Raw genomic sequence first — 16001 nt, 5'->3', positions numbered from 1 at the left:
TCCCCCTATTTCCCTGACAAAATTTCTTGTTCCATCATATTTATAATACAGAATATTTCGTCTTTTTTAGTTTTCAATGCAGCCTTATTCACAATCATTCGAGCTGATATAGAGCACATTTCCTCAAATACAATTAACCCGTTTTCTTGTAATGTTTTTCCTGTTTCAACAATATCAACAATTGCATCTGCCAAACCTAGAAGTGGAGCAATCTCTACAGATCCTTCTATTTTAATAATTTCTACATCCTCCCCTTTATCATGAAAATATGTAGAAGTAATGTGCGGATATTTCGTAGCAATTCGTTTTTTTCGATAACTCTTCGGATTATACGTAGGAATAGAAGCGACACAAAATTTACACACGCCCACTCCTAAATCGACCATCTCATATATATCTTTCTCAAATTCCATTAATATATCTTTTCCAACGACTCCAATATCAGCTACGCCATGTTCTACATAAGTAGCAACATCTACCGCTTTCACTAAAATAAATGAAATGTTTGTGTTTTTACTTTTAAACACAAGTTTTCTTCCTTTATCTTTGAGCTCTGAACAATCAATTCCAATTTTTTCAAACAGTGGAATAACATGCTTTTCTAATCTTCCTTTCGTTAACGCAATTTGAATGTTACGCATGAAGCCTCCCCTTCTTTCTGGATGATCCATTTCTCTCTCCATACATATTCCACTAGTGACTCACTCTTCGCCTCAACGACTGTCATTATTTTATTCTTGTTTGCAAATTGAAAAGTATCGTTTAAATTAGAGAATAAAGATAACTGGGCATTCTTCCCGTCCTTTTGAAGTAAATTTCGTAACCTTTCCGCTTCTGCTAATCTATTTAACTCATAATGAATCATAATATCTATTCTCTTTCGTTTATATGGTTCTTGCTGCTCTTGAAGTGCCTTAACTATTTGATTTACTTGCACCGCGAGCCCAACCGCTGGCATCATCTCTCCAAAATTTCCAATTAACTCATCATACCTTCCGCCACTAACAATCTCTTCTCCAATTTCATATATATACCCTTTGAAAATAACACCCGTATAATAATCCAAATGTTGAACCATACCTAAATCAATTGATATGTAAGAGCCATATCCTAACTGTTCAATTGTTTCATATATTTCTTTCACTCTCGCAATGGCCATTTTCATTTCATTACTTGAGGCGAGTTTTTCTGCTTCCTCAACAACATCTAAACTCCCGAATAACCTTGGTAGTTTCTCAAGTAACCTTACTGTTTCATCACACCGATTTAATTTCTTTTCTTCTATAAAGTGTGAGAGTGCGGCATAATTTTTACTTTCAATATACGTTCTAAGTAACTTCTCTTCTTCATCATTAATGGGGAGCTTTTTTACGATACATTTATATAACTGCACTTGCCCAATCTCAATTGTGAAAGATTGCACCTTTAATTTTTGAAGTGCTTGAATTACGCTTATCACACATTCAATTTCAGCCCTTACATTTTCAATCCCGATAATTTCAATACCACTTTGCACTATTTCATTATATTTCCCAGTAAGGGACTCATTCGCCCGAAATACATTCCCGCTATAAGTTACTTTAAGAGGAATATCCCCTCTCTGTGTTCCAATTACTCTTGCTAAAGGAATTGTCATATCTGGGCGTAAAACGATAATCCGTCCTTTTTCATCGAAAAATTTATACATCTTTTCTTCATCTATCGGCCTGTTTTGAAATGCAAAAACATCATAAAATTCAATTGTAGGTGTCCTTATTTCTTCATAACCTCTCTCTAAAAAGGTCCGTCTTAATTTTTGTTCCACTTCTTCAATTAACGTACATTCTTCGAATAAGTAATCTCTCGTTCCATTCGGATTTGCCCGTTTCCACTTTGTCATCTCATTTCACACACCTTTCCCTCTTTAATTTATGCCCCTTCGATCCACCCAAACCGAAAATAAAAAGAGCCTTGTAGACAAAATACCTACAAGGCTCTTTAGTAGAGTGTAGGTACAACGGGAATAACCCTTGTGCCTACACGTTTTCACGTTAGGTTCAAGGGTTTCATGTATGATGATGTAGTTGTGTAAGCATTTTTATAGATTGCACGATATTCATAATACTTACTCCCTTTCTCCTCTGATTTTCACATAGTATATAACAGTTAATTCTGAATGTAAATACATTTTTAATATTCCGTTATTTCTTAATATAAGGCTATCTCTCTTTCATACTCTCCAATTTCTCGTTCGTATTGCATCGTAATGCTGATTTCATCTAGACCATTTAATAATTTTTCTTTCCACATTTTCTCGATTGTAAAATGAAACCTGTGCGTATTCGTAATAATTACTTCATTCTCTAAATCAACTTCCATTTGATCTCTCGCATTCGTTTTGGCAAGTTGTTCACGCATCTCTTTATCCATTACAATCGGTAACATACCATTCTTCATACAATTCATATAAAAAATATCTGCAAACCCTCCGGCGATAATAACGCGGAAACCATAATCCGCAAGCGCCCACGGAGCATGTTCTCTTGAAGAACCACATCCAAAATTATCACCTGTAATTAATATACTTGCTCCTTTTCGTTCTTGTGCATTAAGGGGGAAATTAGGATTTTCATGGCGCTCATTATCGTAACGCCACTCATCAAATAAATATTTTCCAAATCCCGTCCTTTCAATTCTCTTCAAATATTGCTTCGGAATAATTTGATCTGTATCAATGTTATCATTCATAAGTACTGCGGCAGTACCTTTATGAATATGAAATGGTTCCATCGTAACTCTCCTTTCTAATATCAACAAAATGACCATATAACGCAGCTGCTGCAGCCATAGCTGGACTTACTAAATGTGTTCGTGCTCCTTTCCCTTGCCTTCCTTCAAAATTACGATTTGAAGTAGAAGCACAATGTTCTCCTTCAGGTACTTGATCTGGATTCATCCCAAGACACATTGAACATCCAGGCTCTCTCCATTCAAATCCCGCTTCTTCAAATATGCGATGTAAGCCTTTTTGCATCGCCCGCTCTCTCACACTTTTTGATCCTGGTACAACGAGTGCTCGCACACCTTCTTTTACCTTTTTCCCTTTTACAACAGATGCAGCAATTTCTAAGTCAGATAAACGTGAATTTGTACAAGAACCAATGAAGACATGCTTAACAGGAATTTCAAACGTACTTTGCCCAGGGCTCAATCCCATATATGAAAATGCTCTTTCATCATTTTCGTTATGCTTCTCTGGTAATTTTTCATCAATAGGAACACCCATACTAGGATTTGTTCCCCAGGTGACATACGGTGCTAAATCCGTAACATCTACCGAAATATGTAAATCATAAATTGCATCTGAATCTGTATAAAGCTCCGACCATTTTCCCGTAAACGTTTCATAGTCTTTCGGTGCATATTCACGCCCTTTTACATAAGAAAATGTTTTCTCATCTGGTGCAATGATGCCAGCTTTCGCTCCCCCTTCAATTGCCATATTGCAAAGTGTCATTCTCTCTTCCATACCCATATCACGAATCGTCTCTCCGTAGAATTCCATTACATGCCCCGTTCCAACCGCTACACCGTACTTTGAGAGAAGATGCAAAATAATATCCTTTGCATAAACGCCTTTCGGTAACTTTCCTTTTAATTCAATCCCCATCGCTTTCGGTTTTCGTTGCCACAACGTTTGAGTTGCTAATACATGTTCTACTTCACTCGTACCAATACCAAACGCTAAAGCACCGAAAGCACCGTGGGTTGCTGTATGGCTATCACCGCATACAATCGTTTTCCCCGGTTGTGTGAGCCCAAGTTCTGGTCCTATAACGTGAACGATTCCTTGCTCTTCATCACCAATATCGGCTAATCGCACCTTAAATTGTTTACAATTGTCACGAAGTGTATCCAATTGCTGCTTCGCAATGCGATCGGTAATATTCCAAACATCTTTCGTTGGAATATTATGATCCATCGTTGCAAACGTTAATTCCGGTCTCCGAACAGTTCGATTTGCAAGCCGCAAGCCTTCAAAGGCTTGCGGTGACGTTACTTCATGAACGAGATGAAGATCGATATATAATAAATCCAATCCATTTTCATTAGTTACAACTACATGTCTTTCCCAAAGCTTATCTAGTAACCTTTTTCCCATTATCTTCCTCTCCCTACTAGTGCCTGCTCTTCCATTTCTTGAATAACTGCCCTCGTAAATGAAGTTGTCGTCTCATTCCCCCCAATATCAGCTGTACATTTCCCAGATTGAAGAACTGCAGAAATTGCCTCTTCAATCGCATACCCTTCTCTCGTTAATCCAAATGATTGCCCAAGCATCATCGCTACTGAACGCATCATCGCAATTGGATTCGCTTTATTTTTACCTGCAATATCTGGCGCTGATCCATGAATAGGCTCATATAAAGACGGCCCGTTTTCCGCATGGCTCGCTGATGGAAGCATTCCTAATGACCCTGCTAATACAGAAGCCTCGTCGCTCAAAATATCACCAAATAAATTTTCTGTTACGATAACGTCAAATCTCCTTGGGTTTCGAATTAACTCCATAGCAGCTGCATCTACTAAAATGTGCTCTAATTCAACATTAAGATAACGAAGAGCTACTTCTTCCGTAACAGCTCTCCACAATTTACTAGATTCTAAAACATTCGCTTTATCAATAGAAGTTACTTTTTTCTCTCTCTTACTCGCTAATTGAAAAGCATACGACACGATACGTTCAATTTCATGACGATGGTACGTAAGTGTATCAGTTGCCGATTCTTCCGTTCTTTCTTTCGGATAAGAGAAATAAATACCGCCTGTTAGTTCACGAACGACAACGAAGTCAATTTCATCTGCGTTTTTTAATGGCGATAAATGTGCAGTTGCGCTTTCTACTGTTACAGGACGAACGTTCGCAAATACACCAAGTCCTTTTCTTAAAGCTAATAATCCTTTCTCTGGCCTTTCTTTCGCATCATCCCACCGCGGTCCACCAACCGCTCCAAGTAAAACCGCATCACTCGCTAAACAAGCGGCAAGTGTTCGCTGTGGTAATGGTTGCCCATTTAAATCGATAGCCGCTCCGCCAAAGTACTCATCTTGTAAATGAAAGTGATGTCCATATAGCCTCTCTACCATATGCAATACTTCCTTCGCGCTTTCCATAATTTCCGGACCAACACCATCACCCGCTAAACAAACGATACGTTTTTCCAATTAAAACACTCCTTTTTGTCTGAATTTTCAGAAATATACTTTGATAAGTAAGGGACGATCCCCTCACTTATCAAACAGTTACTTCACAAGAGTAATAAAAGATTTTAATTTTCCGGCCGCATGAACATACGCTCTCGCCGATGCTTCTAATACGTCTTGCGCAACACCAAAACCTGATACTTGATGAGTTCCTTCTTTTAATTCAACATGAACATGTGCAAGTGCATCTTGACCTTGCGTTATAGATTGTATGCGATAATCCGCTAAGTCACATTCTAATCCTAAAATTCTTTGAATTGCATTATAGATCGCTTCAATACTTCCAGAACCAGTTGCTGCATCTTCGTACATATTTCCTTCCTCATCTTTTAGTACAACCGTTGCACACTGTGTACTATTTGATACGAAATGTACTTGCAATTGAGTAATGCTATATTGCTGGGCCGCAAATGCTGCTTCACCAAGCATAAGCGCACGTAAATCTTCTTCTGTAATTTCTTTTTTACGGTCAGCCAAGTTTTTAAATGCTTCAAACACCACATCTCGTTCTTCTTTTGTAAACTCATAACCAAGTTCTTTCATTTTTTCAGTAAACGCATGGCGCCCGGAATGCTTTCCTAATACAAATAAATTTTGTGACTCTCCAATCAGGGATGGTTCAATAATTTCATACGTCGTTACTTCTTTTAATACACCGTCTTGATGAATACCTGATTCGTGAGCAAAAGCATTTGCTCCAACAATCGCCTTATTTTTCGGTACAACCATACCCGTTAACCGACTTACTAACGTACTCGTCGCTTTAATTTCTTTTAATGTCATAGAGGATTCTGCTTCATAGAAATCTTTTCTAATATGGAGAGCAACCGCGACTTCTTCTAGCGCCGCATTCCCCGCTCTTTCTCCAATTCCATTAATCGTTCCTTCTACTTGTAACGCTCCGCCTTCAACCGCTGCTAACGAGTTCGCTACTGCCATCCCAAGATCATCGTGACAATGACAAGAGAAAATTGCTTTTTCATACGACGGAACGGATTCTTGTAAGTATTTAAAAAGAGAATAATATTCTTCTGGATTCGTATATCCAACTGTATCAGGAATATTGATTACATTCGCTCCTGCGCGAATCGCGACTTCTACTGCTTCAGCTAAAAATGCTCTCGATGTTCTTGTTGCATCTTCTGCTGAAAATTGAACTGTTGGAAATAGTGATTTCCCGAGCGTAACCGAGCGATGTATGCTATCTAATACATCTTCTTTTGACATACAAAGCTTATATTTCATATGAATGTCACTCGTAGCTAAAAATACGTGTAAACGAGGAGAGACAGCGCCTTTCACAGCTTCATAGGCTCTTCGAATATCACTTTCTTTCGCTCTAGCTAAACTCATAACCGTAGCATTTTGAATGGTATTTGCGATACGTTTTACCGATTGAAAATCACCTTCAGAAGCTGCTGCGAATCCAGCTTCCATTACATTAATACCAAGTCTCTCTAGTTGCCTCGCAATCTGTAATTTCTCTTGTTCATTTAAATTAACTCCTGGTGATTGTTCGCCATCACGAAGCGTCGTATCCATGAACAAAATTTGCTTCATATTATTTGACCCCTGCCTTTACTCGCGGCTGTACAAACGGCATCATTTCACGTAATTTACGTCCAACTACTTCGATTTCATGTTCATTTTCTTTTTCATTTGTCGCATGGAAATTTGGTTTTCCTGCTTTATGCTCTGCGATCCAGCCTCTTGCAAATGTACCATCTTGAATTTCTGCTAGCACTGCACCCATCACTTTCTTCGTATCTTCCGTTACAACGCGTGGTCCTGATACGAAGTCGCCCCACTGCGCTGTATCTGAAACTGAATATCTCATATTTTCAAGTCCGCCTTCATACATAAGGTCAACGATTAGTTTTAGTTCATGTAAACATTCAAAATATGCAACTTCCGGTTGATAACCAGCATCAACTAACGTTTCAAACCCAGCTTTTACTAGTGCAGTCACTCCGCCGCAAAGTACAGCTTGCTCTCCAAATAAATCTGTTTCTGTTTCTTCTTTAAACGTTGTTTCTAATACACCTGCTCTCGTCGCCCCAATTCCATCTGCATATGAAAGTGCCTTTTCAGTCGCAACTCCTGTTGCATCTTGATATACTGCAAATAATGCAGGAACAGCTCCCCCTTCCGCAAACGTACGACGTACTAGATGTCCTGGACCTTTCGGTGCTACTAGAAATACATCTACATTAGCTGGCGGTTTTACTTGATCAAAGTGAACATTAAATCCATGCGCGAAAACGAGAGAATTGCCGCCTTGTAAGTTTGGTGCAATTTCAGCTTCATATACTTCCGGCTGTAATTCATCAGGTAGTAGAATCATTACTACATCTGCTTTTTCTGCTGCTTCCGCTACTGTATATACAGAAAAACCGTCTTCTTTCGCCTTATCCCATGACTTCCCTTTCCTCAGTCCTACTACCACATCAAATCCGTTATCACGTAAGTTTTGCGCATGCGCATGGCCTTGCGATCCATATCCGATGATTGCTACTTTCTTTTCCTTTAATACATTTACCGTTACGTCTTTTTCATAATAAACTTTCGCCATTTTCATTTCCCCCTATTTTTTAAATAATTATTGAATTAACATAACTTGTTTATCTTGTTTTTTCATACTACGTGTAAATGCTGTTACACCTGTTCTAGCAATTTCTTTCAAACCATATGGACGAAGTAATTCAATTAACGCTTCTACTTTCTCCTGGGTACCTGTTACTTGCACCACTATGGAATCCTTCCCAACGTCTATTACAGCGGCTCGGAACGGTTCAATTAAACTATATAATTCTGCTCTTGCTACAGACGTTGCTACTTTAATAAGTGCAAGTTCTCTAGCGATCATCGCTTCTTCTGTAATATCTGATACTTTCAGTACATCGATTTGCTTATGAAGTTGTTTAATTAACTGCTCAACTTGCTGTTCATTTTCAACGTGTACAACAATCGTCATTCTCGAAATATCCGATGATTCCGTATGACCTACTGAAATACTTTCAATATTAAAATGTCTACGTGTCATAACACCTGTAATTCGATTTAACACACCGCTTTGATTTCGAACTGTCGCTGTTACAATTCTCTTCACCTTTTCTCCACTCCCTCCATTTGATGAACGCCTTTTCCTGGGGCAACCATCGGCATTACCTTTTCGGATTGAAGTACGCGGCAATCAATTACAACAGGCTCTCTTAACTCAATTGCATACTGTAATTGTTGCTTTGCAAGAAGTGGGTCTTCAATACGAACACCTTTTATGCCATAAGCATTGGCAAGCGCAACAAAATCTGGTTGGGATGAAAGTAAGGAGTGCGAATATCGCCCATTATAAAATTCCTCTTGCCATTGTCTTACCATCCCTAAAGCTTCATTATTTAAAATAAAAACTTTAACTGGTAAAGAATGCTCTTTTAACACACTAAGTTCTTGCAGGGTCATTTGAAATCCAGCATCACCGACAATTGCAATAACTAGTTCTTCAGGCTTTGCGATTTGTGCACCTATTGCTGCTGGAAACCCGAAGCCCATTGTTCCTAAGCCTCCAGAAGTTACCCATTTATCTGGATTTTTCAGCGGATAATATTGAGCTGCCCACATTTGATGTTGCCCAACATCTGTCGTTACAATCGCTTCCCCTTTCGTAATTTCGTATAGCATATCAATTGCATATTGAGGCTTAATACATTCCGAATGCTCTTTGTAAGAAAGAGGGTATTTTTCTTTTCTACTATTCAATAATGAGAGCCAATCATTGTGATTTACTTCCCCTTCCTTAAAGTTGAGTAGAGCTTCTAATGCTTGCTTCGCACTCGCAACAATTGGAATTTCAGTCGGCACATTTTTTGCGATTTCCGCTGGATCAATATCTATATGTGCGACAATCGCTTCTTTAGCAAAATAAGCTAAATTTCCAGTAAGACGATCGTCAAATCTTGCTCCTATATTTATAAGTAGATCACATTCATATAACGCCATATTAGCCGTGTAAGAACCGTGCATTCCTCCCATCCCAAGAAATAATTTATCATCTGGCGGAAAACCACCAAGACCAAGTAATGTATGAACAACAGGAATTTCATATTTACGAGCAAAGCTTGTTAATTCTTTCGATGCCTTTGCATGCAATACACCTGCTCCAGCTAAAATTAACGGTTTTTTTGAAGTCGCAATCGCTTGTAATAATTTGTTTATTTGTAGTAGGTTCGGTTCGTAATTAGGCTGGTATCCTGGTAAATCCATTTGTACATCACTACATCGCTCACCTTGCTCTACTACCATATCTTTCGGAAGGTCAATTACGACTGGGCCTGGTCTTCCTGTTCTAGCGATATGAAATGCTTCTTTAATAATTCGGGGTAAATCCGATGCTTTTCGTACTTGATAATTATGTTTTGTCACCGGCATCGTAAGCCCCATAATATCAGCTTCTTGGAAAGCATCACTCCCGATTAACGTTGTTGCTACTTGCCCTGTAAATACAACAAGTGGCAATGAATCAATCATCGCGTCAGCTAGACCAGTAATAACATTTGTAGCACCCGGTCCACTTGTTGCAATTACCACTCCTGGATTTCCTGTAATTCTTGCATATCCTTCAGCAGCATGAATTGCACCTTGCTCATGCCTCGTTAAAATATGCGGAATTTCACAATCATAAAGCGCATCATATAGAGGTAAAACCGCACCACCTGGATAACCAAAAATCACCTCTACTCCTTCCTTTTCTAGCGCTTCTAACAATAGCTGTGCACCAGTTGCCAGTTTCTCTTCCGTTTTTGAAGACATTTTTCTTATAAGCCCCCTTTTTTAAAACATTTATAAAATAAAAAAATCCTACGTCCACACTCCAGCTATGTGCTGAAGGGACGAAAGATTTCGCGGTACCACCCTTCTTCGCAAGATTACTCTTGCCTCAGTGACTCGGGATATGAGTCTAGCTAATAACGGAGCTACCGTCTAAGCCTAAACAAACGTTTCAGCTTAGCACTCAAGGGTGATGTTCGTCGACGTGAACCATCGGTTTCCAGCAACCACCGACTCTCTGTGAGGCTTCACAGTCAACTACTCCTCCCTATCAACGCTTTATCATGTCATAAGAGCTATTATCCAACTTTATTTTCTTCGTAAATTTTCTCTCCATCTTCTACAACTAATTTACGGAATTCTTCTAATAAACGATTCGTATGTGGCCCTGTTCTACCTAAACCAATCGTTCTTCCATCTACTGTCGTAACAGCAATTACTTCAGCAGCTGTTCCTGTTAAAAATACTTCATCAGCTACATATACATCATGCCTTGTAAATAATTCTTCTCTTACGTCATATCCAAGTTTTTCGCCGATTTCTAAAATCGCGTTTCGTGTAATACCTTCTAACGCTCCAGCAGAACTTGGTGGTGTAATTAATTTATTTCCCTTCACAATAAATACATTATCTCCAGAGCCTTCAGCTACATATCCTTGGTCATTTAACATAAGTGCTTCTTGTACTCCAGCTAATTTCGCCTCAATGCGAACTAAAATATTATTTAAGTAATTTAAAGATTTTACTTGAGGCGATAAAACATCCGGGCGATTGCGACGCGTTGCAACTGTTATAATCGGAATCCCTTTTTCATAATATTCTTGCGGAAATAAAGATAATTGCTCTGCAATTACTACTACATTTGGTTTCGTACAAGAATCGGGATCTAATCCCAAGTTCCCAGGTCCTCTTGATACAACGAGGCGGATATATCCATTAGATAGTTTGTTTTGTCGAATCGTTTCAACAACGATTTTCGTTGCTTCTTCTAACGTATATGGAATCTCTAACATGATGGATTTCGCTGATTCATATAACCGGACAAGATGCTCTCTCAAACGGAAAACATTACCGCTATATACCCTAATTCCTTCGAACACTCCATCGCCATATAAATAGCCATGATCATATACTGAAACCTTTGCTTCGTCTTTTGGAACAAATTCTCCATTTAAGAAAATCCACTGCTCGTTCACTTGAAAGCGCCCCCTATGTTCTATGAGTTTTTTATTGTTTCCTAGTCTACTCTCCTTTTCAAATAAATCAAGTGAATTTTTAGAAAATTTTTAATTTTTAATCGTACGTGCATCTTTGTTTATATTGATTTAATAACATTGTTAACGTTTACAAAAAGTCAAAAAAATTTTTTCGTCAAATTCTACTAAAAAAAATATTTGTTTAAAAGAAGGGTTTTCGCCAATTGATACGAATCTATTGTATTCAATAAACGGACGTCCGATTTTATAAATCCGGGAATATACAACGACTTTTGGTGAAAAAGGGGGAAAATAACAAAAATAACGCTGTCTAAAAATAACATTCATATTTTTCATTTAGTAATCATAATCCTATTTTTAAAAAACAATTTGTCAAATTGAAGGAGGAAATAAAAATGGCGTGTGTACAAATTAAAGGAACGAGACAAGAGGTAGTAGAAATGCTACAACTATTTGATCTAATGGATACGAAAGGATTTTGTAAATTCGATAATTACGTTGAAGTAGAACCAAATAGTAGGAAACATAACAACTACACAGCTTCAATCGATATTCAGTCTAATAACAGTTCAGCACAAGATACATTAAATGATCAATTCGTTAGTCAAATGCTTACTGGTGTATATAACGACTAAACAAATATTCTCTTCCTACCATCTTTTCATAAATATATGCTATGGACTTGAGCATACTAGCAACTAGATGGTAGGAGGTGAAAATTATGGCTAGAATTGGTGTTGAGAACTCTTTAACAGATGTTCAACAAGCTCTTCAGCAACAAGGACATGAAGTCGTTTCACTTAACTCTGAAAATGATGCACATGGGTGTGATTGTTGCGTTGTAACCGGGCAAGATTCTAATATGATGGGCATTGCAGATACATCGATAAAAGGATCTGTAATTAAAGCACATGGTTTAACAACAGATGAAATTTGTCAGCAAGTTGAAAACCGCACTTAATCATTTTTATCACATTATTTGTGAGCTAACATGTAAAGGGAATGGAATGGTCCCACTGATTATAGTTTCAATTTATTTATAGAAAGAGGGCTCCTTTTCAAAAGGAGCCCTCTTTTTTATATTCACCTAACGGGAAAGTAACATATACTGGATGAAAGCCCTACCTCTCTCTCATCATTACGGTTCCACTGACCGCTCCTTGATTCACTAGTATACATATAAAGCTTACATATACAATTTATAGGGTTTGTTCACAAAAGTTGTTGGTAAGACTACCCGATCTTTCGCAAACTTTTCGTATTATATTCATAAGATTTATTTACTTTACACTAGCTTTAACCGAGACACGAATTAAAATTTTAACACCAATACAATAACTTGTCAACATTTTTTACAAATTAAAAACAGACATTAACGGTTTGTCTGTTTTAGAATGGAGCTTTTTCTTTTATTACATATACAACAAAACCGCTTACTAACATACACAAGCCAACTACTAAGTTTTTGATATTAATCATAAATTCCTCTCCCTTATTCCACACATCATATATATTTACAGTTCAATTATTCCGATCGTCATAAAGCGCACTTTTTCTAATATATCATAATTCCTAAAAAATGCAAGTTCACTTTTGGCGACCATTCACAAATTTATCCACAGTGCTTGGCACAGTATTTAACGCTTTTTCAATTAAATGTGTACTACTATTGAGATGCAACACTTGCACACCGTTAGAACCAACTACTAAAAAAGCAACTGGGCTAATAGAAACCCCAGCCCCGCTTCCGCCTCCGAATGGATGACTTTGCTTGTTCTCTTTATGCTGCCCTTGTCCGCCGTTATGTTTTTCAGAAATAAAATCCCCTTTAAAGTCACTTCCACCAGCTCCAAAACCAAAAGCCACTTGAGATACTGTTAATACTACATTTCCGTCAGCTGTTGAAACCGGACTTCCAACAATCGTATTTACATCTACCATCTCTTTTAAATTTGTCATTGCTGTTTTCATTAAATTTTCAATTGGATGTTCCATTATGTACTACACCCTTTCCTCATTATTCTTTTTTATACTTTCCAAAATAGAGGAAGTCATACTAAGTTTTCCTATTTTGAAAAAACATTTTCCACTTTCCAATTGGATATTACTCCCTGTACAAGTTCGGATAAAGTGAAACTTTAATCAGTGGAGGTTTTGTTCATCCCCCACTGATTATTAGCCCACACCAATCGGGCGTTTACGAGCCGCAGGGCTCCAGCCAAATTTTGAGGTAGGAGTCTTACTGCTCGCAAATAGCGGGATAAAAACAGTAAAGAGATACATACTACTATTGAACCTTGTTATGAAAGGAGTCCTTACTTTGACTGAGAAATTTGATGAATATAAAAAAAGAGATCGAATAGATAGTGATTATAAAGAAGAATACGCAGCTGAAGTTGCACCACAGCGTATCGATTATGATGATAAAGATAACGATGATGTAAGATCGTCTGCAGCTGGATCGACTGCTGGTTTCATTGCTCTTGCCTTAGCAATATTATCATTATTCACATTCCCAACACTATTTGGTCTTGTGTCTGTTCTACTTGGTATTTACGCTTATAATCGCGGGGCTACTGTAACTGGCGGTACCGCTGCCATTGTGGGTGGTATCGCTGCACTCATTGCGATTTTATTCCGAGTGGCGCTTATTGGTTTATTGTTCTCTCTTTTTTAAAAAGAAAAAGGTATCTCGCTTTATGCGGGATACCTTATCCTGTAAATACATCTTCTGATGGATATTTAATTTTTTGTTTTGCTGGTCGTGCCAAAGAGAACACAAGTGTTAACGGTCCGATTAATCCACAAAACATAACAAACATAATAATACATTTTCCAAACGCCGATAGCTTCGCAGTAATCCCCATTGTTAACCCTACTGTACCAAACGCTGAAATTGTCTCAAATAATAACTGAATAAAACTGAAGTCTTCTGTAAGCATTAATACAAATACCGCTGTAAAAATAAGTATTTGACTAGCAACGACAATTGCTAACGCTCTCGTTACTGTCGACATTTTAATCGTACGCTGAAACAAAACAAAATCCTCTTTCTTTCTAAAGAAAGAAAGAACTGATGTAATTAAAATAACGAATGTCGTTAACTTAATTCCACCGCCTGTCGATACACTTCCCGCACCAATAAACATTAATACCATCGTAAATAGTATCGATGACTCTTCCATCCCCCCATAATCTACCGTGTTAAAACCGGCTGTACGAGGTGTAATTCCTTGGAAGAACGAAGCCCATAACTTTTCATTTAAAGATAAGTGCCCCAAAGTCTTCACATTATTATATTCCAATACAAAAATCACAAGCATCGCAATAACATTAAGTGCTATCGTTCCAACAATCATGATTTTGGAGTGCAGTGATAATTTTCGGAAACTACGGCTATACCATATATCAATTAATACCGTAAACCCTAACCCTCCTATTACAATTAAAGAACAAATCCCAATATTAATAATAGGATCTCCTACGTATCTTGTTAAATTATCTGGCCAAAGCGCAAAGCCGGCATTATTATATGACGCAATAACGTGAAAAATACTATAGTATAAACCTTTTCCAAAACCAAACTCTGGAATAAAGCGAATCGATAAAAAGATAACTCCAATTAGCTCAATACAAATAGAAAAAATAAAAACACGTTTTACTAATTTCACAAGACCACCAATATTTGTTTGATTAAATGCTTCTCCAATTAATAATCGGTGGCGTAAACCAATTTTTTTCCCTAATACCCAAACAATTAAAATGGCTATCGTCATAAGACCGAGACCACCCGTTTGAATTAAAAACATAATAACAATTTCACCAAACATCGTAAACGTACTCGCAGTATCTACAACACCTAAACCAGTTACAGTCGCCGCCGACGTAGCTGTAAAGAAAGCATCTACCCAACTAATATGTACTTTCGTTGCAAACGGTAACTTTAATAACAATCCTCCGACCACAATTAAACAAAAAAAGCCTAATGCTAAAATTTGTGGTGGATTCAATCGTATAAAACGATTATACAACCCTTGTTTTTTTGCTACTTCCATATCACTAACTCCCTTTATCAAGTGAAGCTTTTATCCCCTCATAAATAAAGACTCTTTAAGAGCCTACAAGTAGCGGGATAAACCTTATATTCTCATAATATAGTTGAGCATAATCCTTTTTTTCATAGATTTCAACTTTTATTTATATTCAGACTCCTATCGTTTTACAAAAGAATATTTTCTATTATATCTCCACTTATACTATAACTCTTACAACAACTATTTTATCCCTTTTCAAATTCCCATATCTTTCACTCCAAGTTCACACGAGGGTCACACCTACCTTTTATAGTATATGTATCGGAGCTGTTCCTCCCTAATTTATAAGACATTCCCCAGTGTCTTGAACAGCTTTCCATCCCTAATTAAATTGACATAAATTGTCCCCTTCCCTAGGCCATCCTATATGTGATGGTCTTATTTTTTTATTCTTTCTATCTTTTATTTGAAACTCCCTCTCTCTTTCACTCCATGTTCACACGAGGATCACATCCACCTTTTATAGTATATGTATCGAAGCTGTTCCTCCCTAATTTATAAGACATTCCCCAGTGTCTTTGAATAGCTTCCATCCCTAATTAAATTGACATAAATTGTCCCCTTCCCTTGACCATCCTATATGTGATGGTCTTATTTTTTTATTCTCTCTTTCTTCTTACTT

General features: G+C 37.5%; 17 protein-coding genes and 1 other annotated feature. Of the genes, 3 read left to right on the top strand and 14 right to left on the bottom strand.

Going from position 1 to position 16001, the window contains the following annotated elements; all coding sequences use genetic code 11:
• Window positions 1–5: 5 nt before the first annotated feature.
• The 11 genes from hisG to ABH957_RS21410 form a co-directional block, all read right to left on the bottom strand.
• Window positions 6–641, bottom strand: coding sequence for an ATP phosphoribosyltransferase (gene hisG, locus ABH957_RS21460; RefSeq protein ID WP_033708301.1), 636 nt, complete (start codon window positions 639–641; stop codon window positions 6–8).
• Window positions 617–1879: an ATP phosphoribosyltransferase regulatory subunit gene (locus ABH957_RS21455; RefSeq protein WP_002140970.1), complete on the bottom strand. Its 1263-nt coding sequence runs from the start codon at window positions 1877–1879 to the stop codon at window positions 617–619. The genes hisG and ABH957_RS21455 overlap by 25 nt, the downstream gene beginning before the upstream one ends.
• A gap of 308 nt (window positions 1880–2187) precedes the next feature.
• Window positions 2188–2769, bottom strand: a complete 582-nt coding sequence (gene leuD / locus ABH957_RS21450) for a 3-isopropylmalate dehydratase small subunit (protein ID WP_113937007.1) — start codon at window positions 2767–2769, stop codon at window positions 2188–2190.
• A complete protein-coding gene (leuC, locus tag ABH957_RS21445; protein ID WP_002011716.1) occupies window positions 2747–4141 on the bottom strand; it encodes a 3-isopropylmalate dehydratase large subunit in 1395 nt (464 codons plus the stop codon). The genes leuD and leuC overlap by 23 nt, the downstream gene beginning before the upstream one ends.
• Window positions 4141–5205 (bottom strand): 3-isopropylmalate dehydrogenase, encoded by a 1065-nt coding sequence (leuB, locus tag ABH957_RS21440; RefSeq protein ID WP_404512172.1) that lies wholly within the window; start codon window positions 5203–5205, stop codon window positions 4141–4143. Before leuB ends, leuC begins: the two co-directional genes overlap by 1 nt.
• A 78-nt stretch (window positions 5206–5283) precedes the next feature.
• Complete coding sequence (gene leuA / locus ABH957_RS21435; protein WP_002064438.1) at window positions 5284–6804, bottom strand: 2-isopropylmalate synthase; 1521 nt, start codon at window positions 6802–6804, stop codon at window positions 5284–5286.
• A gap of 1 nt (window position 6805) precedes the next feature.
• The gene (gene ilvC / locus ABH957_RS21430) at window positions 6806–7822 is read right to left on the bottom strand and encodes a ketol-acid reductoisomerase (protein WP_404512170.1); all 1017 of its coding nucleotides are present in this window, start codon (window positions 7820–7822) and stop codon (window positions 6806–6808) included.
• Between the two features lie 21 nt (window positions 7823–7843).
• Window positions 7844–8353, bottom strand: a complete 510-nt coding sequence (gene ilvN / locus ABH957_RS21425; protein ID WP_000822948.1) for an acetolactate synthase small subunit — start codon at window positions 8351–8353, stop codon at window positions 7844–7846.
• On the bottom strand, window positions 8350–10050 hold the full coding sequence (gene ilvB / locus ABH957_RS21420) for an acetolactate synthase large subunit (protein WP_404512168.1): 1701 nt from the start codon (window positions 10048–10050) through the stop codon (window positions 8350–8352). The genes ilvN and ilvB overlap by 4 nt, the downstream gene beginning before the upstream one ends.
• A 73-nt stretch (window positions 10051–10123) precedes the next feature.
• Window positions 10124–10352 (bottom strand) — a binding site (T-box leader).
• Between the two features lie 15 nt (window positions 10353–10367).
• Window positions 10368–11264, bottom strand: a complete 897-nt coding sequence (gene ilvE, locus ABH957_RS21415; RefSeq protein WP_002011723.1) for a branched-chain-amino-acid transaminase — start codon at window positions 11262–11264, stop codon at window positions 10368–10370.
• A 141-nt stretch (window positions 11265–11405) separates the two neighbouring features.
• Complete coding sequence (locus tag ABH957_RS21410; protein ID WP_078177944.1) at window positions 11406–11621, bottom strand: hypothetical protein; 216 nt, start codon at window positions 11619–11621, stop codon at window positions 11406–11408.
• Window positions 11622–11680: 59 nt separating this feature from the next.
• On the opposite strand from ABH957_RS21410, the gene ABH957_RS21405 reads away from it, so the two are divergent.
• The gene (locus tag ABH957_RS21405) at window positions 11681–11920 is read left to right on the top strand and encodes a DUF3911 family protein (protein WP_002011724.1); all 240 of its coding nucleotides are present in this window, start codon (window positions 11681–11683) and stop codon (window positions 11918–11920) included.
• Between the two features lie 86 nt (window positions 11921–12006).
• Window positions 12007–12246, top strand: a complete 240-nt coding sequence (locus ABH957_RS21400; RefSeq protein ID WP_002011725.1) for a YkuS family protein — start codon at window positions 12007–12009, stop codon at window positions 12244–12246.
• Window positions 12247–12674: 428 nt separating this feature from the next.
• On the opposite strand, the gene ABH957_RS21395 is transcribed toward ABH957_RS21400, so the two are convergent.
• Window positions 12675–12764 carry a hypothetical protein gene (locus ABH957_RS21395; RefSeq protein WP_000608225.1) on the bottom strand — a complete coding sequence of 30 codons (90 nt, stop codon included), beginning with the start codon at window positions 12762–12764 and terminating at the stop codon, window positions 12675–12677.
• A 108-nt stretch (window positions 12765–12872) separates the two neighbouring features.
• Window positions 12873–13280: a GerW family sporulation protein gene (ytfJ, locus tag ABH957_RS21390; RefSeq protein WP_002030645.1), complete on the bottom strand. Its 408-nt coding sequence runs from the start codon at window positions 13278–13280 to the stop codon at window positions 12873–12875.
• Between the two features lie 307 nt (window positions 13281–13587).
• Here ytfJ and ABH957_RS21385 point away from each other — a divergent pair, with 307 nt between their 5' ends.
• On the top strand, window positions 13588–13962 hold the full coding sequence (locus ABH957_RS21385; RefSeq protein WP_002011728.1) for a hypothetical protein: 375 nt from the start codon (window positions 13588–13590) through the stop codon (window positions 13960–13962).
• 34 nt (window positions 13963–13996) lie between these two features.
• Here the strand turns inward: ABH957_RS21385 and ABH957_RS21380 are convergent, their stop codons facing one another.
• Entirely contained in the window at window positions 13997–15340 is a 1344-nt protein-coding gene (locus ABH957_RS21380) for a TrkH family potassium uptake protein (protein WP_002168825.1), read from the bottom strand.
• Window positions 15341–16001 lie beyond the last annotated feature (661 nt).

The organism is Bacillus sp. RC242 (genome assembly GCF_044908245.1).
In the GTDB taxonomy this organism is placed as follows: Bacteria; Bacillota; Bacilli; order Bacillales; family Bacillaceae_G; genus Bacillus_A; species Bacillus_A mycoides.
Note: the sequence above shows the minus strand (reverse complement) of the source record. Positions and strands in the feature narration are given on the sequence as shown.

What these genes read in the sequence shown, in the direction of transcription:
- ilvB (WP_404512168.1), bottom strand. Translation starts at nt 10,050, where the DNA reads ATGTCTTCAAAAACGGAAGAGAAACTGGCAACTGGTGCACAGCTATTG.
- leuC (WP_002011716.1), bottom strand. Translation starts at nt 4,141, where the DNA reads ATGGGAAAAAGGTTACTAGATAAGCTTTGGGAAAGACATGTAGTTGTA.
- leuD (WP_113937007.1), bottom strand. Translation starts at nt 2,769, where the DNA reads ATGGAACCATTTCATATTCATAAAGGTACTGCCGCAGTACTTATGAAT.
- hisG (WP_033708301.1), bottom strand. Translation starts at nt 641, where the DNA reads ATGCGTAACATTCAAATTGCGTTAACGAAAGGAAGATTAGAAAAGCAT.
- ABH957_RS21395 (WP_000608225.1), bottom strand. Translation starts at nt 12,764, where the DNA reads ATGATTAATATCAAAAACTTAGTAGTTGGCTTGTGTATGTTAGTAAGC.
- ABH957_RS21380 (WP_002168825.1), bottom strand. Translation starts at nt 15,340, where the DNA reads ATGGAAGTAGCAAAAAAACAAGGGTTGTATAATCGTTTTATACGATTG.
- ABH957_RS21410 (WP_078177944.1), bottom strand. Translation starts at nt 11,621, where the DNA reads ATGAAAAATATGAATGTTATTTTTAGACAGCGTTATTTTTGTTATTTT.
- ytfJ (WP_002030645.1), bottom strand. Translation starts at nt 13,280, where the DNA reads ATGGAACATCCAATTGAAAATTTAATGAAAACAGCAATGACAAATTTA.
- ilvC (WP_404512170.1), bottom strand. Translation starts at nt 7,822, where the DNA reads ATGAAAATGGCGAAAGTTTATTATGAAAAAGACGTAACGGTAAATGTA.
- ABH957_RS21400 (WP_002011725.1), top strand. Translation starts at nt 12,007, where the DNA reads ATGGCTAGAATTGGTGTTGAGAACTCTTTAACAGATGTTCAACAAGCT.
- ABH957_RS21455 (WP_002140970.1), bottom strand. Translation starts at nt 1,879, where the DNA reads ATGACAAAGTGGAAACGGGCAAATCCGAATGGAACGAGAGATTACTTA.
- leuA (WP_002064438.1), bottom strand. Translation starts at nt 6,804, where the DNA reads ATGAAGCAAATTTTGTTCATGGATACGACGCTTCGTGATGGCGAACAA.
- ABH957_RS21385 (WP_002011728.1), top strand. Translation starts at nt 13,588, where the DNA reads ATGAAAGGAGTCCTTACTTTGACTGAGAAATTTGATGAATATAAAAAA.
- ABH957_RS21405 (WP_002011724.1), top strand. Translation starts at nt 11,681, where the DNA reads ATGGCGTGTGTACAAATTAAAGGAACGAGACAAGAGGTAGTAGAAATG.